Genomic DNA, 18571 nt, shown 5'->3' on the forward strand with positions numbered 1-18571 from the left:
TAATACGCATTTAAATGCTAACCGTCGGCTCCATAACATTCAAAGTACGATTCATCGTGTTCATGTTCACATTTACACCTAGTGGAATCGCCGCTTTATAATAGCCGTGAGCACTTGTTAAATTCGTCATGAGAGGTTTGCCGAGTGGAACAAGAAATTCATCGATTACATTTTCAAATGTTTTTCCATATGCAGTTTCACATTTTGTACATTCTCCTATGATGATTCCGATACAATCTTCAAATTTACCAGCGAGCTTTAAGTTGTTCAAATATCTATAAACGGTGTTTACGGGCTCGTGAGTCTCTTCAAGAAATAATATTTTCCCCTTTGTGTCAATTTCATAAGGAGTTCCTAAACAATCTACGAACGATGTTAGGTTTCCACCTACAATAACTCCTGTAACGTTGCCTGTAACTTTACTTACAAGCGGAATATTTGGTGGATTCATGATCTGCCATGGTGCAGTTGTTCGGGTGATGCTATTAAAGAATTGATTGAAATTATAAGAAGGAGTACCCGACCGAAAATCCAAGAGCATCAAACTTTGAAACGTAACGAGATCCGATAGTTGATACAGCACATTTATTAAAATGGTTATATCACTGTAACCTGAGATGATCTTGGGATTAGTTCTGATAATATTGTAATCAAGATAGGGTAGAATGCTGGCTACTCCCACACCACCTCGAGTTGGAAGAATCATTTTCACCTGATCGTTTTGAAACATCTTCATCAAATCCGAAGCACGTTGCTGTGGGGTTCCTGACAAAAAACCGTTCGTCGCGTATACATAGTCTCCCACAATCACCTGAAAACCCATGTTTTTTAACATTGTGATTCCTTGATTAATTATGTTCGCTTCGAGCGGGCTACCCAATGTAACAATTCCAATGGTGTCGCCTTCCTTTAATTGCTGCGGTTTGATTGACATCCTAACAGCTCCTTTCGGAGAACCGAAATCCTATACGCTATTATATTGGGTATTAGAGAATCGTATGAAAAAACGTCCAGAAAACACGTTCTGGACGTTTTGTTATATAGTCTATTTTTCATTAGAATATGGTTTAGGCTGGTAAAAATAATTGGGTTTTACGGTATCATTTTTGTAAGGTTTATGAAAAATGTGTGTTGTTGCAGGACTCATAGGTGGAATAAGCCACGCCCAGTTACCCATTACATTTCTGCCACTTTCTGACTCTTTTTCTTCGAATTTTTTGAACTGTTGAGCAGCCGTATGATGATCTACGATAGTAACACCGTCATCTCGGAATGAATGGAGCACTGCGATGTTTAACTCAACAAGCGCTTTATCTTTCCATAAAGAGATCGAGCTTTTTGTATCTATGCCCATGCATGAAGCAATCTGTGGAAGCATATTGTAACGATCTTCATCCGCTAGATTTCTTGCACCGATCTCAGTCCCCATATACCAGCCATTGAATGGAGCTGCCGTGTATCGGAGCCCGCCAATCTCTAGAGCCATATCAGAAATGAGGGGCACACCGTACCATTTTAGCTCTAGATCTTGAAACCATTCAAACTCAGGGTGACGGATCTCTACTTCTAAAGTTGAAGATTGTGGGAGTTCAAATAACTTAGGAAGATTATTGTTTACTTGAATTACAAGGGGCAGGATATCAAATTTTCCGTATTTTGGTTCCCAGCCGAGTTCTATGCATTTTTCTGTAAATTCAATAGAAGAAGGATCACCAATCATACCATTCTCCATTTGATAGCCCGCATATCGAATCAACTGATGATTCCATATACGCACATGGTGTTTCTTTGTTTGAGGAGGAAAAATAGTTATCGTTGGCCGAATTCGTCCATGGTTAGTCGCATATTTCATGTGATCAATGATTGCCATAAAAATTTCTTCTTCTGTCTCAACATGTCGCCGATCGAACGTCTGCATCTGGTCCCAAAATAATCTCCCAATACAGCGATTGCTGTTGCGCCACGCTACTTTCGCGCCATAATCAATTTCAAAAGGTAAGTGTTGATATGTACCATCTATTTGTATTTCTTTTGTGATTTCAGAAATTCGATCATCAATCTCACTCTGTGTTTTATTTAATTCCTGATAACAGGAGGTGATGAACTCTGTTGCTTCTTGTAAAAGATTCATTTCCAAAATAAAGCCCCCAACAAAAATAAGTGTATTATTATAATAGCCTAGATTACAAAGAAATACCGCTTGTAAGTGTTACAAAAATAGAACATGAACGAGGTGAGTTGATGGGAACGAGAGCACCCTACCAGGTTTTGGTTATTCCCTTTGTTTTGAAAGAACATGGTATTGAATATGCTATTTTGAAACGTTCAGATATGGGTTACTGGCAAGCTATTGCGGGTGGCGGGGGAATGGGAGAGATCCCTGAACAGTCCGCTAGGAGAGAAGTCTTTGAAGAAACAGGTATAGGTGAAGATTGCCGGTTAATTCAATTAGATTCAATAACTTCTTTGCCAGTTGTACACGTAGTAGGTCACTTTCTTTGGGGAGAAGAAATGTTCGTTATACCGGAGTATTCATTTGGGTTAGAAGTCTACGATCAGAAATTGCATCTATCAAAAGAGCACACTGCCTACAAATGGGTTTGCTATGAAGAAGCTGTCTCCGCGTTAAAATGGGATAGCAACAAAACACCACTATGGGAACTGGATACAAGATTAAACATAATAAACAACATAAAGGGAAATTGTGCTAAACTATGAAAATTAAAGGAGGTCATAAGAATGAACGGTACAGGTTGTTTAATTTGTGAACGGATTGAGATGATCCAAAACGGAACAAATCCATATTTTGTAGCAGAGCTAGAGACGGGTTTCGTCGTGATTGGAGATCATCAATATTTTAAAGGATATACGCTATTTCTTTCAAAACAACATAAGACAGAACTGCATTTTTTAGAATCAGAAGTGAAGAAGACGTTCTTACATGAGATGAGTATAGTAGCTGAAGCGGTTTATAACGCATTTAACGCTGAAAAATTAAACTATGAATTATTAGGAAATGGTGATTCTCATCTTCACTGGCATTTGTTTCCTCGAAGAGAAAACGACTCGCCTGTAAAAGGTCCTGTATGGTGGGTAGATAGAAAAGAGATGTTCTCTGATAAAATAAGACCGTCACAAGATGAGTTGGAAGCAATGAAGAACCGTTTATTTGCAGAACTAAGCAAATTGGTTTCTGTGACAATTCGTTAAAGAAAGGAAATGAATGAAATGAGTGATCATCCTAAAATTGAAACGAACCGTTTGATCTTAAGAAAGGTATCTCAGGATGATGCGAGGGATATGTTTTCTTATCTATCGGACTCTGAAGTTGTAAAACATATGGGCCTCGAACCTTATCAAACGGTTGAAGCGGTTTATGAAGAAATAGAGTGGTATCATTCTATCTTAAAAGAACAAACCGGGATTCGATGGGGAATCACATTAAAGAATTCCGATAGAGTAATCGGAAGCTGTGGATTTCTGAATAGAAATGATAAGCATTTTCGCACAGAAGTAGGGTTTGAATTGAATAAAGAATATTGGGGAAAAGGTGTTGCTCGAGAAGCGTTAGAAGCAGTCGTAACATATGGATTTGAACATATGAAATTGGAACGAATCGAAGCACTAATAGAGCCCAATAATATTTCATCACAGAGTCTAGTAGAGAAGGTTGGTTTTCTTAAAGAAGGATTGTTAAGACATTATGAATACACATGTGGCAAATTTGATGATCTATACATCTATTCTTTGCTAAAAGGTGATGAAATTCATTTCAAACCCGAACATTAAACAAAAAAAATAATTGAATGTTAAGTTTTATGTTGAAAATAAAAATTATTATTGTTATATTATCAAAGTAACATACATAAAAACGAATTACTCGTATATGCTCGGTAATATGGTCTGAGTGTTTCTACCCGGTTCCCAATGAAAGAACTGGACTACGAGTTGAAGTATCAGGTTGAGTAGTTATCCTTTTGAAGAATAAGTACAACAGCCGTTAATTTAGCAATATTACTTTGTTTAAAGATACTTTGACTCTGGTGGTCTAGAGGTAGAACATACTTTCTCTAGGCTTTTTTTATTGAGTATATTGGAGTAATCCGTGACATCTGGAGGGTAATATTCAATGAAAAAATACGGATTATTAGCAATCGCAGCTGTTTTAATTTTATCCGCGTTAGCTGGATATAATTTCAAACAAACAGAATCTGGAAAAGAAAAAGCAAAACGACCGATTATCATTCAAGGGCCGATGCCGATTGAGGCTGAGAATTTTGCAAAACGCTTAAAGAACGTTAAAGAAGAAAAGTCTGGGAACTTTGTTTTTTATAAAGGAACATTAAATAACTATCCGGTAATTGTGGCCAAAACAGGTAAGGGCATGGAAAACACGGCAGCAGCTACTGCTATTGCTATCGAAAAATATAAACCTGCAGCCATCATTAATCAAGGTACATCTGGTGGACATGATCCGAGCTTAAACGTATTTGACATCGTTCTAGGAAAAAGAACGGTTAATCTTGGATCTTTAAAGACGCCTCACAAAGAATCAAATGAAGGAATTCACCCTACATCATGGATTCCAATGGACCTCATGGCATCAGAAGGAAGTGCCGGTGAAGATCCGAATGCAGAAAAAGCCCGTTATTTTGAAGGCGATGCAAAGCTTTTAAAAGCTGCTCATGCTGTAAAGGATAAGTATTCAAAAGGGAAAGTTGTAGAGGGTACGATCGGTTCTGCAGACGTTTGGAACAATGAAGTTGATCGTATCAAATGGTTCCATGAGAACTTCGGAACTTCTGTTGAAGAGATGGAAGGTGCATCAGCTGCACAAATTTCCAAAGCGTATGATGTGCCATTCCTCGGCATTCGTGTGCTTTCAAACAATAAGATAAATGGCGGTCAATATGATCCTACAACAGCAGCTGCGAATCAAGATTTTGTATTCGAAGTGGTTAAGAAATACATCTCTATGAAAAAAGGTAAATAGCATAAGGAAAACCCCGCTAACCAAATTTAGCGGGGTTTATTTTTTTAGAATAGCCTTATTGAATTTTTTCAGCAGATGACCAAACTGCTCTCGTTCTTCATCTGTCCAATCCTCTGTAAGTACTTCAAAACGATCAAGTCGAGCTTTTTTGTACTCATTAAAATCTTCTGTACCTGATTTTGTTAGTTGTAGGAAGTAAGCTCGACGATCCACATGGTCAGGAACTTTGTACACATATCCCTTTTTCTCAAGTGCTGCAGCTTGTCGACTAACGGTTGATGTATCGAGCTGCAAATTTTCAGCGAGGGTCTTCACACCAAGAGGTCCATGAACAGATAATTGGTGCAGAAGGAGGTAGGCTGATCTGTCTAGATTTCCGATTTTGTTTTTGGATGTAATCGAAGTGACGCGCCTTACAAGGACAGCCATCTCAAGTTCGATCTTTTCAAGTATGGATTTTTTCATCGTTTTTGCCACCTTTATATACAAAACTCTATCAACATGATAACCGATTCATGCACGATTCAACAACAGAATCATAATTTGACAATCAAATAGTTGTACTATACAATTACATAGTTGTATTATACAATAAGTTACAAGAATAATAAAATATAAAGGAGATGTGAGGATGTCAACAAACACACAAAGTGTTGGTGGAGCTAAGGTTTCAGGAGTTTCGCTCGATAAACAAAGTTTATTTCATCAGCCGATCTCCGTATGGGCTGTTTTTTTCGCTTGTATAACAGCTTTCATGGGAATGGGCTTGGTCAATCCTGTTTTACCTTCGATCGCTGAAAATCTTCAAGCTTCCCAAAGTGAAGTGACGTTACTTTATACGAGTTATAATGCAGTGATGGCTTTTGCCATGCTTATAACAAGCACGGTTTCTTCTAGACTTGGCAATAAAGGGACATTATTGACTGGGGTATTTATAATAGCGACAGTATCTGCGCTAGGAGGTTTTGCTGATAACATCTGGACATTAGTGGGACTCCGCGCAGGTTGGGGACTAGGAAATGCACTATTTGTAGCAACGGCACTAGCTGCGATCGTATCTCTTTCAAGCAGCGGAACAGCTAAGGCAATTATTTTATATGAAGCAGCCGTAGGTTTAGGAATCTCAATCGGACCCTTACTTGGTGGGACGTTAGGTAGTATTTCATGGAGGTCTCCTTTTTTAGGAGTTTCGACTCTCATGATTCTTGCATTCATGATTCTTTTGATTTTGATGCCTAAACCGAATGCGCAGTTAGCTGTGAAAAAGAAAAAAACACCACTATCCGCTCCGTTTAAAGCGATGAAACATCGTTCACTCTTAGTACTGGGAATCGTTGCGGCACTTTATAACATTGGTTTTTTTACGATCATGGCTTACGCACCATTTGTTCTTGGCTTACATCCGAAGGGATTAGGTTATGTGTTCTTAGGCTGGGGAACACTGCTAGCGATTACTTCGGTATTCATGGCACCAAAGCTTGAGAGAACGTTCGGAACGGTAAAATCTATGGCGATTATGCTTTTCTTGTTTGTAGCTGATCTTGTCATCATGGGATTATTTACTTCAACTCAATGGGTGATCATTTCAGCGATCGTTTTTGCTGGAGCGATATTAGGTAATACAAATACCTTAATAACAACAGCTGTGATGGAAGCCGCACCTGTTGAAAGGTCGACTGCATCAGCAGCGTATAGTTTTCTTCGGTTTTTAGGAGCGGCAATATCTCCTTATATGGCGGCAAAACTTGCTGAGATCTTTAATCCACATCTACCGTTTTATGTAGCTGCAGGATTCGTATTTTTATCAATCATATTCATCGGATGGAACTACAAACATCTAGCGCACGTAGATAGAAAAGACACTGCCCATTAAAAAATAGTAGTGAAAAAGCCTGCTCCGATAGTTGGAGCAGGCTTTTATGATTGTGGGGAATAAATGAATCCAGGAGTTTAAGGCATGAATCCACGAGTCTGCAATCCTCGAGACCGTTCAACTCTAGCGGCCGATGCCAAGCACTTACTGCTCGGTCAATATAAGAGGGCCATCCTTAGTGATTGCAAGTGTATGTTCATATTGAGCTGATAGCTTACCGTCAATGGTTCTAGCTGTCCAGCCATTGTTGTCCATCTTACGTTGCCAAGCACCTTCATTAATCATCGGTTCAATTGTAATAACCATACCTTCTTTCAGTTTCAAGCCTTTTCCCGGTTCGCCGTAATGAGGAATCATAGGATCTTCGTGAAGGGTAGGGCCGATGCCATGAGCTGTAAAATCACGTACTACAGAATAACCTTCTGCTTCAGCATAACTTTGGATGACATGTCCAATATCACCTAGACGATTGCCAACGACGGCTTGCTCGATGCCTTTGTATAAGGAGTTTTTAGTTACGTCTAGCAAACGTTGCTTGTCTGTCGAGATATCACCAACAGCATAGGTCCAAGCAGAGTCGGCTAATCCGCCTTTTAGATTGACGACCATATTAATGGTTACGATATCACCCTTTTTTAAAGGCTGTTTACGCGGAAACCCATGACAGATCTCATCGTTAATGGAAGCACATGTTGCGTATCGATAACCGTGAAATCCTTTTTGTTAAGGGGTTGCCCCATGTTCAGCTAAGAACTTTTCAACGAACTGATCAATCTCTAGCGTTGTGATACCTGGTCGGATTCGTTTAGCGATTTCTTTGTGAACGGCCGCTAGCAATTTTCCAGCATTGTGCATAAGCTCAATTTCTCGAGCTGATTTCAAATGAATCATGTAAATCCCTTCTTTTCAAGTCAGATTTCTATTTCATTATTGTAATGGAAAATAATTAGAAAATGAAATATTGTGCTACAAATGAAAAAGGTTCGGAATAATACCGAACCTTTTCTCTAATTTAATATAAAAATACCAACTAACGAGTAGACGATAACTGTAGAAAACAGAATCGTCATATGGATTAGAGAATAGATAAAGAGCAGCTTTGCCCATTTCTCAGAATCCTTGTTTTTCTTGTAGCCATAGATACTTAGCACGAGCCATCCAACATTCATAAGAAGTGCCACCAACGTTAAGCCTAGGCTTAATGGTAGAAACAAGAAGCTTGTTAAACTCAGTAACACAAGATAGATATTGGTTTGTGTATACGTTCTTTTTACCCCTTTTACAACCGGAAGCATCGGTATTCGAGCCGCCTTATATTCATCATGACGGCGAATGGCGATGGCATAAAAGTGAGGCATCTGCCAAATGACCTGGATGATGAAGAGTGCTGCAATCGCGGGGTGTGCAAGTGTCCCAGTCATTGCTGCCCAACCGATAAGTGGAGGCATCGCACCTGAAATACTGCCTACTTCCGTGTTATAGATCGTTCTTCGTTTCGTCCACATCGTATAAGGAACGACATAAAAGAAAAGACCTAAGAAACCTAATAATGCCGCAAGCGGTGTAGTGAAGGCAAGGGCGATAATACCAAGCACAGCCATAATACCAGCGAGTGTAATAGCAAATTTCGTATCGATCTCACCTGTAACCGTAGGCCGGCTCTTCGTTCTTTCCATGATCGCATCAATATCGCGGTCATATACATTATTTAACGTACCAGCAGCACCTATTACTAAAATGGTTCCGATCAATGCGAATACAACATCAAGCAACTTAGTGCCAGGATCAATATCGTACGTATATAATGCCAGCGTAAGTCCGGCAAACATAGGAACGAGGTTAGACTTAATGATTCCCGTTTTCACAGTTTGTGACAGAATCGCTGACCGTTTTTGTTTTTCTACTTTCAACGTTTTTTCCATACTATAAGACACCATCTTCACAATAATTCTCTCTCTATATTATCCATATAGTGTAACCTTAAATCCACTTCTATTAAAGCACTAAATGAATTCCCAGTTCAAATAATAGAACACCTTAATACACTTTACACAAAGGTTTTGTGAACGTTCTGTGAGGTTTATGTGATAGAAATGTGATACAAACGCTTACGTAGCTTATAATCGCTCTGTTTCATTCCTTTGTTTTTTATTACCGACATAAATAAAACGGAGTGCAACTAACATCAAAAGGATCGCGAGCATGCGTTCCCAAGTGAAAGGAACGGATAGCCCTCCAAAAAATCCAAAATGATCAATAACCATACCTGAAGATAGCTGGCCGATGACCGTTGCAATATTTGTAGCGATGACTCCAATACGAGGAACTGCAACCACCGTTAAAAACAAGTAACCAACCCCGAACCAAACGGCTGCTAGCTGCCATTTTGGTGCTTCAAAGACCTTTAAGATGTTACCTTCACCAAAGAAAAGAATAAGAATGGCTAATAGGAGAGCTCCTGAGAAAAACGTAAAAAACGCAGCTTCATACGTACCTGATTTTCTACTGAATGCTCCGTTAATAGAGGATTGAGCACTAAGCAACACGCCACCTATGACTGATCCTAGAAGAATTATTATTGCATGTTGTAATCCCTTCCTTTCTAGTAATGAGCAGCAGTGAGAATGTCATGAGAGCCACTGCAATAAGTTTTTCTTTGTTAACATGGGCTTTTGAACTCCCTAACCAGCCCTTGTGCTCAATAAGCATACTCATAGCCATCTGACCGATGATGACAGAAATCATTGCTATTCCAACGCCAACAATCGGTATAGATATAATTAAGATTGTCAGATAGATGGTACCTAGGACTCCACCAGAAAGTTCCCACTTTGGCGGGAACCCTTACCTAAAAACAGAACGACGATTCCTAAAATAATGGCACCAACAAAAAAGTTGTAAAAGCTGCTTTCTAATTTTCCAATCGTTTTGCCTAGTTCTCCGTAGATCGCCCCTTCAACTTAAAGAGACTCCGGCAAGTAGTGCTAAAAGATAAGTCCATATCTTCATAAACAAAACTCCTTCATATTTACATATTTAAAATTATCGATATAAAAAACAAAAAAAGAAGAACCTATAATTCTTCTTTCAGATAGGTAGCTAACTCTTAAATGTTTTTTTCGTTTCTCCGATAGTACGTCCATTTGCCATGACGCTCTGATTCAAGCAAACCAGCTTTCTGCATCATCGATAAATATTGGGATACAGTGGATTGCGAAAGATTCGCTTTTTCCTGTATATCTCCCACACAGATACCGACTTTCTCATTAATCGTTTTTGAAAGATGAGCAGTACGTTTATCAAAGTGTTGTAGAGGTTCTTAGAGCCATTTCAGAATGTCGAGGCGAATGTCGTTGGAAAGCGCCTTAAATACATCGATAGGATTGTTCATGTTTTTTATTCTAATCGGCTTTTCTAGATCTTTTTGTAAACACTCGTTAAAATTGGAAAAAAATGAAACAAATTAGTTTCTTGAATCGTAATATTATGTAGAAAACAAATGGGAGGGAAGTAAAGATGGAATCCATATTATCGATTCTAGTTCTTGTTACGTTGATTTTCTCCATTACATATGTCATACGACAAAGGCGTTCACAAGGAATAACAGGTCTGAGGACGGCATTAACATCGATTTGTTTTTTCTTAATCGCGATAGTTAATCTTTTAGCCTACTGGTTTGATTTCCTAGGAATCTGGAGCTGGGGAACTTCGGTTGTTCTTTTACTGTTGGGGGCTTACTTTACTAAATACTTAAGAAAAGTTGAACAAGTTTAAATGTTTTCATAACTTCACTTTAAATTAAAACGTTCTTACTACTAGAAAATATTAAAATAAGGTTTAAAGTCCTAATTTTGAAGGGTATTTGTAAAAGTAGAAAAAATATCCAATTAATTGTGATATAGTGCCTATATGAATATTTAGTGTAAGGCGGTGAAATTTCATGGATCCTTATTTATCATCCCTATATAGTTTGTTAAGGATTAAAGAGGAACAGTTGGAACGCTTGAATAGATGTCAAAGTGAAATGCAACAACATCAACAAGCATTTCAGAATGACAAATACCTGTGTTTAAATCCTGAATTATCTTCTGTAACTTGGACTGGAATGCTAGCAAATCAATTTGAAGATATTCGAGAAAATAGAATGTTGATAGAGTACGAAGATATAGAAAATAATCAATTTGAATCTGTTTTTAGTGTGATTAGTAATAAGATTATGGATATTCAATCTGAGATTAAATCTATTCAGGACTCAATTTCTGTAGCTAAACAAGCTAGTATAAAAAGTTAACGTAATCTTAAGGAGTGATTAACTTGGGTGAAATCAGAATTAAGTATAGTGATGTTCAAGAGTCTTTGTCCAAAATCCAATCTGCTGTTCAATCATTGAAGCCAAATACACCTAAATCTTTAGGAGAAGGTAATGTTTTAGAATCAATAGACAAATTAAATAGCTTAAATCAAATTCTTCAACAAACTTTAATGACTTATCAACAATTAATAATAAAGAATTTAGAAGGTACTCAGAAATCTGTAAAAATGATGCAAGAGACCGATGAGGGACTAGTAACAACTATGATACAAAGGTAAGGAGGAAATGGAAATTAATGAAAACGCTTAATGCTGACTCCCTTTACAATGGGGTACATGAGTTAGATTTAATTTTGTCTAGTTTTACAGATCAGTTAAGACAAATCCAGTCTGCAATTAATGAACTTGTTTCTTTAGAAGATTCTCTAAAAGGAAAAGGAGGAACCTCAATAAGGGGATTCTTCCAAGATTGTCATGAGCCATTTCTAACCTTTTGTATTTCATGTTTAACGAACTACGGAAACACGTTAAAGAATATTCAAAGTGCGTTAAAATCTCTAGATGCTTCTCCCAATGCATTTATCAGGCAAAGTTTTTTAGAAAATGAATTAAGAAACGGTTTGCGAAAAGTTAAAGAGAATACAATTGAATTAACTCAAGATGCCAATCAAAGTATGCAAAGTGTCAGTGATATCGTCTTTCTTCCTAGGCTTAACGAATCAGAGTTTGTTAATCAAGTAGAAGAAGCTAACAGATCATCAATTCAAACAATAGAGAAATTAATAGAGTTTGATTTAATGCAAACCAATGCTCTTAGTTCAATTGAACAACAGATACTTAAAATGAACCAATTTATTGAACAAATCGAATCAATGTTTCAAAGCGGTCAATTAAGTCTAGCTAGTTATAAACCAGGTCAATTGTGGAGCCGGAATAAATCTGAAGTAGGGAATGGAAATTCAAAATCAAAAGAATCAAAGCTTAATAATCCAGTAAAAGAGAAAGAATTAGAGTGGTGGGAAAAGGAACTTCCTGGTGATGACCCAAGGGCAGTTCTTGATTTATCTGCTCCTGTAAATTCCGCAGGTAATGCGTTTGGAACTTTAACAGAAGGAGCAGCGTTTGCGAAGTCTGCTTATAATACTCAAGTAAAAGGTTTCGGTATTTCAAAACATAATGATAACTTTCACGTAAAAAATGGAAAAGTAGAGAATATCAAAGGTAAAAAGTATCATAAAAATTGGATTGATTCACAATTAAAAAGAGGAAATACACCTGAGATAGCTAAGCATGTTAAGCCAGGATCTATAGTAAAAACCACTATGAAGGGTGGACTTTCATGGTTAGGAGTGGGTATAACAACTACTGAAAATGCATATGAAAATATAAAGAACGATGAATCAACCTCTAAAATTGTTGGGGATGCTGGTGTAGATGTAGGTCTAGGTGCAGTGTCACTGGGCACAGGTGCAGTTTTTGTTTCTGCAGTGGTTGCCTCTGGTGGAACAGTACTAGTAGCTGCAGCTGCTGGTCTAATAATTTCTTCGGCTATAACTTTTGCGTTTGAAGGAATAAAAACAGGAAAAGATCAAAAAAGTGCGTCTGATAAAATAAAAGATGGAGTTCAAAAAGGCGTTAAAACAATTGCTAGTTGGTTTAAATAAATTATTAGGTGGTTTTAGAGTTGAAACTTGATGAAAACATTAAATTTAGAAATTTACCTGATGCATTCAAGGAACATTTAACCTTCTTTGCTTCATTTCAAATAAAACAAATAATAGGGGCATTTACGTTTATTGGGCTTGATTTAGTAATTATTATGCCTTTACTTTTCCCATATATTGAGGAAGTGTTATTTATAACCCTCCCCTTAATTCTCCTCATTAATGTTTGGGCAATACGGTTATTAATCAAAAACCCATCTGAAACTGAATTTGAGAGTTTGCTATATTTAGGTTTTTTAGGTGCTGTAGGATCGTTCTGCTATTTCGTTTTAACCCAAAAAATGAGTTATTGGTTATTAAATATTGATTCTCCTTTATATTACATAATTTCACTTGTTGCTTATGTTGTTTTAATTCTCGTTTTTATTTATAAAAAAAATAATAAGTTTTCCTCTATTCAAATCGATGTAAATAAGAATAATAGCAGTTTGATTTGGAATAAAGTATTTACTTGGTCGGTACCTGCTGGATATATAATCGTTCATATTCTAATGAACCAATCATCTGCTTTGCTTCATAGTTATATGATAATTATGTACTCAGGACTTTTGATATTCTTTACAGATATTTCAGTGAAGTTTTTCCATAGATACCTGTTTATAAAGTCAAATATACACTTAGTTAAGCTGTCAAAGTCAAAGACTTCAAAATTAAATGCAAAAAAAATTTAAAATAAATTATTGCTATCATATTCATTCTTTAATTATGAGTAGAGTGGCATAGTCTTGATAGATTAATAGAAAAGGAGATAAGTTAATGAAAATACAAAACCTTTTACCTAACGGCTCAATAGTGTTACTTACAGGAGGAAATAAAAAATTAATGATTTACGGCAGGAAACAACTTGTGGTTGATGAACAAGAAATACAATATGATTATATTTCGGTTCCATATCCTGAGGGACACATCAATGAAGAACATACATATGTTTTTAACCATTCAGATATTGAAGAAATTATTTTTAGAGGATATGAGAACGAAGAGGAACAAGAATTTCAGTTGGTTTTAAACTCCGTAAATTAATAGTTGATAATATTAATAGAAATAGATCATTCGTGTATTTGAATGATCTAATTTTTTTACTTTTGGAACCATTTCTTTATGAAAACCAACATTGGTTTAGTGAAAATTTTAAAAATTAATAAAATAGGAAAGGCGATCAAATTAAAGAGAAAATTGAAAATCATTTAAGTGAAGCAGGGTTTATCATTCTATTAATTGGAGTTGTATTAGCGCTGTTTACGGCTTTAATTAGTACAAAAGGATTTTGGAGAACTACTGCTTTTAGTGGAATCGGTTTGTTTTTAATTATCTTTATTTTTGGAGTGTTATCTTTTATCGGAGTAATATAAACCTTTCTTTCATATCGTATGATAAGATATAATCTTTAATAACGATATAAAAGAGGTGGTTATCATGATTAGTTCGTCAAAGTTAAATCAATATTGGACAGATATCTATTTTCACTTGCACTACCCTCACGGGGAGAAAATTACTCATCAAGTGGTACGAATACTACAATTAATTGATAAGAAAGATAGGGTAGTTGTGAATGATGTGGCAACTCACCTCGAGATTTCTCACAATACGGCTTCTGAGCATGTGAAGCGAATGATTAATAAGAACTATATAGAAAAGAAACGTGATCAGAATGATGAACGAAAAGTCATTCTGCAGTTAACGGATTTTGGGAAAAACGTACTTCATGAGAATACGAGCCTAGATGAAGAAAAGTTGAATCATATTTTTAGTGATATGGATGAAGTTGAAAAGGAGTTAATCTCAAAGGCATTCAAACTACTAAGTGAGCGTGCGAAATCATGTATGTAATCATGAAAATCCTAATTTCTGCAGGAGTAATAGCAGCTGTTACCGAAATTGCTAGAAGGTTTCCTAGCTTTGGTGGAATGGTAGCTGCTCTCCCACTCGTTAGTTTGTTAAGCATCATCTGGCTTTATGTACAAGGAGAGCAAACCAAAACGTTAAGCAATTTTGCACTTGGAGTTCTTTGGGGGTTCCCGGCGACTGCCGTTTTATTGATTATCGTTTATGTTTCATTAAAGCATTCATTCTCATTAATCGCGTGCTTAGGTTTAGGTATAAGCGGTTGGTTACTATGTATTTTGCTTCAAGAGGTGGCTTTTAAATTTGTGAAAAACATTGTTTGAGGATTGTTGATGGTCAACTAAGTATCTTTAAAAGAGGTGGAAAAATGCAAAACACAAACTTTCCTTCAAAATTAGGCAAACCCGCTGAAAGAGCTTTAACATCTGCTGGCATCTCGACAATCGAACAACTAACAAATTGGAGGGAAGCAGATTTAAAGAAATTACATGGTATGGGTCCAAAAGCGATGGAGAAGCTCTTTGCTGCATTGCAAGAAAGAGGACTGTCATTTAAGAAATAGTACATTGTTTTATATATAAAAAGGAGAACGATTACATGTTACAGACAACACTCGAAAAAGCATCAGTTAACGATGCGGTACATTTAACAGCAATTATGAAAAAAACCTTTGATTATGAAGCGGAGAAGTGGATTTCGAACCGTGACATCATCGATTATAATATTCAGCCGCCTGGATACACATCTGTTGAAATGACTAAATATATGATTAGAGAATTAGAATATTTTAAAGTAATGTACGATGGTTTACTTGTTGGAGGAATCATAGCCACAATTTCAGGAAAGTCATACGGAAGGATTGATCGGATTTTTATTAATCCAGAACATCAAGGTAACGGGATTGGATCTGCAGTTATCAACTTGATTGAAAAAGAATTTCCATTTGTAAGAGCTTGGGATCTAGAGACATCGAGCAGACAGCTTAATAACCATCACTTTTATAAAAAGATGGGTTATGTTGTGACTTTTGAAGGTGAAGAAGAATATTGCTTTGTAAAACATATTAAGCAGCCAGTGCAACATGAGAGTATGTTGAAGGATCAAAATTTATCTTATAAACAAATTGAAAACTCTGATCTAAGTCGCTCTGAATTTTACCAAGTTACGATGGAAGGCAGTTCGGTGAGTAATAGTAATGTGAGCCATATACATATGAGCAATTGCAATTTAAGTCATTCTAAGTTTCAAAATATTAACTTTAGAAAAACGATGTTTGCCGATTTGAATTTATCAGATAGTGAATTCATTTATGTCACGTTAAGTGGTGCGCGATTCCTAGATACGAACCTTGGTGACAAAACTACCCCACTTATATTTGAAAGGTGCGATCTTACTGGTTCCAAACTAATAAATTGTGACCTTAAACATGTTGAGATTGAAAACAGCGATATTACCGGTATGAAAATTGATAACATTCCTGTTGAAGAATTGCTTCACTTGTACTATCAATCTAGTAAAAGCTAAGACCACTGAAAGAACAAAAGGAGATCAACAAATGATTCAGCAACTAAACGGTCAACAAATCGTAATCAGAGAAAAAAAGTTATACGTAGAACGGTACGGTTCAAATGATAAACCAGCTATCCTTTATCTTCACGGCGGTCCTGGAGAGAGTTGTAATGATTTTTCTTATCATCAAGCAGAGAGATTAGGAGAACACTTTCATCTTATCTTAATTGACCAAAGAGGCGTTTGTCGTTCTGAAAACATAGAAAAGGACGAACCATTTGGATTTCAAGATTTGATTGATGATTGTGAAGCTCTCCGAGAGCATTTACATATAAAAAAGTGGTCACTCATCGGTCATTCATTTGGTGGTTTTTTAGCACTAGCTTATGTTCGGCAGCATCCTGATTCCATAGAGAAAGTGATTTTTGAAGGACCTACCTTTGATTTTGAACTAACATCCAGAAGTCTTATTAGAAAGACTGCTCATTTACTTAAGAAGTATGGGCAACATGAGGGATACGAAAAAGGATTGCTCCTTGCTGAGGGAGATCATTCCATTCGTGAATTAACAGAAGAATATATGAAGTTGAGTGATGAGTTAGGTGAGAACCGTATGGAGATCTATCGGCATAATCATAATAACCCAACTGATTATTATTCATTTTATTCTGAGGAAGAATGGGACGAATTCTATGACCGTTCAGAGCACCACTACAATTTGTTAAGAGAGGAAGGCAAGATATTTGATTCTTTGTTAGATGACATTAAGTTTGTTGAAAATCCGATGTTGTTACTCGTTGGAAAATATGATGCTTGTACGTGTGATAAACATTTTGAGGTGTTCGAGCGAGATGCTATTAACGGAGAAATCTTTATCTTTGAAGAAAGTGGTCACACTCCTCATTACGAGGAGTCAGATAAGTTTAAGCAAATTATCATTGAATATTTGCAAAAATTGTAATTGGAAGACCATATATGTGGTCTTCATTTTAAATTTTATCTTATAGACGTCGCTTCTGTTTTGAATAAGTTTTCTATAATGTTTTGTGGTAGATGTAAAGTTAATTCTTCTTTTTTTCCCACATATAGGCTGAATGTTCTTCTGATAACTGAACTTCGTAAGAGTCAGCGTGACATAAATAGGTAAGTAATACTACTTTTCTAGTGGGGTTTGTAAAAAAAATAGGATAAACAATTTTTAATAGGTAGAGGTGAACAATGAAACTTGTATTATTATTTGGTCCACAAGCGGTTGGGAAGATGACTGTTGGACATGAGTTAGAGAAGGTTACAAAGTTAAAGCTGTTCCATAACCATATGACGATCGACCTTGTTACACCATTTTTTGAATATGGTTCTGAGGAAGGGCGTAGACTGGTAAACTTATTTCGTTCAGAGATCTTTCAGACATTTGCGCAGAGCGATCAGTATGGGATGATTTTTACATATGTTTGGGCTTTCAATTATCAGGAAGATTGGGAGTTTGTTGAAAGTGTTTGTCAGGTATTTGAGAAGGAGGGTGCAGAGATCTATTTTGTCGAACTTGAATCTGATCTAGAGACAAGGCTCCAAAGAAACACTACTCCTCATAGGTTAGACCATAAACCTTCTAAAAGAAATATTAAGTGGTCAGAAAATGATGTAAAGACATCGATGGAAAAGTACCGTTTGAACTCTGAAGAGGGAGAGATAAAAAGAGAAAATTATCTTCGAATCAACAACGAAAATTTAAACCCTGATGAAGTAGCTGCACAAATAAAATATACATTTAGCTTATAAAAAAGGACCTCGGAGGTCCTTTTTTGCTGCTTATACGTGAAAATCTGGTGCTTTGTCTGCCACAAGGTTTAATTGGATGCCGTGTTCCAAATACGCTTTTAGCCCACACAATACCATTGTATATCCTCCCATTGCATCAATGGCATGGTTTAGTACTTCATCACCATTGCCGGTAAAACCAGCATTTGTGATGTTAACCATAGTTTCATTATTGTTGCGAGAAGTAAATGACCACTCCACTGTTGTTCCATTGGAAGATGCAATCAAAATGCGTTTATTTGTTTCTAATTCTTTAACATAAATCTCGTCGGACACTCCGTACATTTCCCATTCCCACAAAACTTTTCTTCCTTCTGATAGTCTTCCACTGCTTTTAGTAAACCAGAATTTTGTAGTGATGTCAGGCTCTATAAAAGCTTCAAATACGAGGTTAGCTGGTTTCCTAATAAGCATTTCTGTGCGTACGACAGGATTCAAGTTAATAGACTTATTCATATTTTCTCCTTTCTTTGTACGTTTCTGCATGGTTTTATTTCA

Annotated in this window: 23 protein-coding genes, 3 pseudogenes and 1 riboswitch; of the genes and pseudogenes, 17 read left to right on the top strand and 9 right to left on the bottom strand. The window is 36.6% G+C overall.

Going from position 1 to position 18571, the window contains the following annotated elements:
• Positions 1-10: 10 nt before the first annotated feature.
• Positions 11-934: a S66 peptidase family protein gene (locus H9648_RS07585; RefSeq protein ID WP_191753312.1), complete on the bottom strand. Its 924-nt coding sequence runs from the start codon at positions 932-934 to the stop codon at positions 11-13.
• Between the two features lie 111 nt (positions 935-1045).
• The gene (locus tag H9648_RS07590; RefSeq protein WP_191753715.1) at positions 1046-2131 is read right to left on the bottom strand and encodes a nitric oxide synthase oxygenase; all 1086 of its coding nucleotides are present in this window, start codon (positions 2129-2131) and stop codon (positions 1046-1048) included.
• A gap of 110 nt (positions 2132-2241) precedes the next feature.
• Here H9648_RS07590 and H9648_RS07595 point away from each other — a divergent pair, with 110 nt between their 5' ends.
• The 4 genes from H9648_RS07595 (at position 2242) to H9648_RS07610 (ending at position 4993) form a co-directional block, all read left to right on the top strand.
• A complete protein-coding gene (locus H9648_RS07595) occupies positions 2242-2718 on the top strand; it encodes an NUDIX hydrolase (protein WP_191753313.1) in 477 nt (158 codons plus the stop codon).
• A gap of 21 nt (positions 2719-2739) precedes the next feature.
• Complete coding sequence (locus H9648_RS07600; protein ID WP_225218798.1) at positions 2740-3210, top strand: HIT family protein; 471 nt, start codon at positions 2740-2742, stop codon at positions 3208-3210.
• 18 nt (positions 3211-3228) lie between these two features.
• Positions 3229-3789, top strand: a complete 561-nt coding sequence (locus H9648_RS07605) for a GNAT family N-acetyltransferase (RefSeq protein WP_191753314.1) — start codon at positions 3229-3231, stop codon at positions 3787-3789.
• A 71-nt stretch (positions 3790-3860) separates the two neighbouring features.
• Positions 3861-3964, top strand: a riboswitch (purine riboswitch).
• A gap of 165 nt (positions 3965-4129) precedes the next feature.
• A complete protein-coding gene (locus H9648_RS07610) occupies positions 4130-4993 on the top strand; it encodes a 5'-methylthioadenosine/S-adenosylhomocysteine nucleosidase (RefSeq protein WP_191753315.1) in 864 nt (287 codons plus the stop codon).
• Positions 4994-5029: 36 nt separating this feature from the next.
• On the opposite strand, the gene H9648_RS07615 is transcribed toward H9648_RS07610, so the two are convergent.
• The gene (locus H9648_RS07615) at positions 5030-5458 is read right to left on the bottom strand and encodes a MarR family winged helix-turn-helix transcriptional regulator (protein WP_191753316.1); all 429 of its coding nucleotides are present in this window, start codon (positions 5456-5458) and stop codon (positions 5030-5032) included.
• 166 nt (positions 5459-5624) lie between these two features.
• Here H9648_RS07615 and H9648_RS07620 point away from each other — a divergent pair, with 166 nt between their 5' ends.
• Positions 5625-6866 carry an MFS transporter gene (locus tag H9648_RS07620; RefSeq protein WP_191753317.1) on the top strand — a complete coding sequence of 414 codons (1242 nt, stop codon included), beginning with the start codon at positions 5625-5627 and terminating at the stop codon, positions 6864-6866.
• Between the two features lie 144 nt (positions 6867-7010).
• Here the strand turns inward: H9648_RS07620 and map are convergent.
• The 5 genes and pseudogenes from map to H9648_RS07645 all read right to left on the bottom strand — a co-directional run bounded on the left by map (position 7011) and on the right by H9648_RS07645 (position 10257).
• Positions 7011-7757: pseudogene (map, locus tag H9648_RS07625) on the bottom strand (type I methionyl aminopeptidase).
• A 116-nt stretch (positions 7758-7873) separates the two neighbouring features.
• Complete coding sequence (gene cyoE, locus H9648_RS07630; protein WP_191753318.1) at positions 7874-8788, bottom strand: heme o synthase; 915 nt, start codon at positions 8786-8788, stop codon at positions 7874-7876.
• Positions 8789-8983: 195 nt separating this feature from the next.
• The gene (locus tag H9648_RS07635; protein ID WP_225218799.1) at positions 8984-9409 is read right to left on the bottom strand and encodes a DMT family transporter; all 426 of its coding nucleotides are present in this window, start codon (positions 9407-9409) and stop codon (positions 8984-8986) included.
• Positions 9410-9473: 64 nt separating this feature from the next.
• Positions 9474-9875, bottom strand: a pseudogene (locus H9648_RS07640) (DMT family transporter); the annotation flags it as partial.
• Between the two features lie 97 nt (positions 9876-9972).
• Positions 9973-10257: pseudogene (locus tag H9648_RS07645) on the bottom strand (ArsR/SmtB family transcription factor).
• A 125-nt stretch (positions 10258-10382) separates the two neighbouring features.
• Here H9648_RS07645 and H9648_RS07650 point away from each other — a divergent pair.
• From H9648_RS07650 to H9648_RS07705, 12 genes are all read left to right on the top strand, one after another.
• Positions 10383-10640: a hypothetical protein gene (locus tag H9648_RS07650; RefSeq protein ID WP_191753319.1), complete on the top strand. Its 258-nt coding sequence runs from the start codon at positions 10383-10385 to the stop codon at positions 10638-10640.
• Between the two features lie 166 nt (positions 10641-10806).
• On the top strand, positions 10807-11157 hold the full coding sequence (locus H9648_RS07655) for a YwqH-like family protein (RefSeq protein ID WP_191753320.1): 351 nt from the start codon (positions 10807-10809) through the stop codon (positions 11155-11157).
• A 23-nt stretch (positions 11158-11180) separates the two neighbouring features.
• Positions 11181-11456, top strand: a complete 276-nt coding sequence (locus tag H9648_RS07660) for a YwqI/YxiC family protein (RefSeq protein ID WP_191753321.1) — start codon at positions 11181-11183, stop codon at positions 11454-11456.
• A gap of 17 nt (positions 11457-11473) precedes the next feature.
• Complete coding sequence (locus H9648_RS07665) at positions 11474-12841, top strand: LXG domain-containing protein (protein WP_191753322.1); 1368 nt, start codon at positions 11474-11476, stop codon at positions 12839-12841.
• A gap of 20 nt (positions 12842-12861) precedes the next feature.
• Positions 12862-13572: a hypothetical protein gene (locus H9648_RS07670; protein ID WP_191753323.1), complete on the top strand. Its 711-nt coding sequence runs from the start codon at positions 12862-12864 to the stop codon at positions 13570-13572.
• A gap of 85 nt (positions 13573-13657) precedes the next feature.
• Positions 13658-13924, top strand: a complete 267-nt coding sequence (locus H9648_RS07675; RefSeq protein WP_191753324.1) for a DUF4176 domain-containing protein — start codon at positions 13658-13660, stop codon at positions 13922-13924.
• Positions 13925-14317: 393 nt separating this feature from the next.
• Entirely contained in the window at positions 14318-14731 is a 414-nt protein-coding gene (locus H9648_RS07680; RefSeq protein WP_191753325.1) for a MarR family winged helix-turn-helix transcriptional regulator, read from the top strand.
• On the top strand, positions 14722-15069 hold the full coding sequence (locus H9648_RS07685; RefSeq protein ID WP_191753326.1) for a DUF3147 family protein: 348 nt from the start codon (positions 14722-14724) through the stop codon (positions 15067-15069). Before H9648_RS07680 ends, H9648_RS07685 begins: the two co-directional genes overlap by 10 nt.
• A 44-nt stretch (positions 15070-15113) precedes the next feature.
• A complete protein-coding gene (locus H9648_RS07690) occupies positions 15114-15308 on the top strand; it encodes a DNA-directed RNA polymerase subunit alpha C-terminal domain-containing protein (protein WP_191753327.1) in 195 nt (64 codons plus the stop codon).
• Between the two features lie 35 nt (positions 15309-15343).
• Positions 15344-16270, top strand: coding sequence for a GNAT family N-acetyltransferase (locus tag H9648_RS07695; protein WP_191753328.1), 927 nt, complete (start codon positions 15344-15346; stop codon positions 16268-16270).
• Between the two features lie 31 nt (positions 16271-16301).
• Positions 16302-17216 (top strand): alpha/beta fold hydrolase, encoded by a 915-nt coding sequence (locus H9648_RS07700; RefSeq protein WP_191753329.1) that lies wholly within the window; start codon positions 16302-16304, stop codon positions 17214-17216.
• 257 nt (positions 17217-17473) lie between these two features.
• The gene (locus H9648_RS07705; protein ID WP_191753330.1) at positions 17474-18034 is read left to right on the top strand and encodes an AAA family ATPase; all 561 of its coding nucleotides are present in this window, start codon (positions 17474-17476) and stop codon (positions 18032-18034) included.
• A gap of 30 nt (positions 18035-18064) precedes the next feature.
• Here the strand turns inward: H9648_RS07705 and H9648_RS07710 are convergent, their stop codons facing one another.
• Positions 18065-18529, bottom strand: a complete 465-nt coding sequence (locus tag H9648_RS07710; protein WP_191753331.1) for an SRPBCC family protein — start codon at positions 18527-18529, stop codon at positions 18065-18067.
• Between the last annotated feature and the right edge of the window lie 42 nt (positions 18530-18571).

Origin of the sequence: Fictibacillus norfolkensis (genome assembly GCF_014836645.1) — a bacterium.
Classification (GTDB): Bacteria; Bacillota; Bacilli; order Bacillales; family Fictibacillaceae; genus Fictibacillus; species Fictibacillus norfolkensis.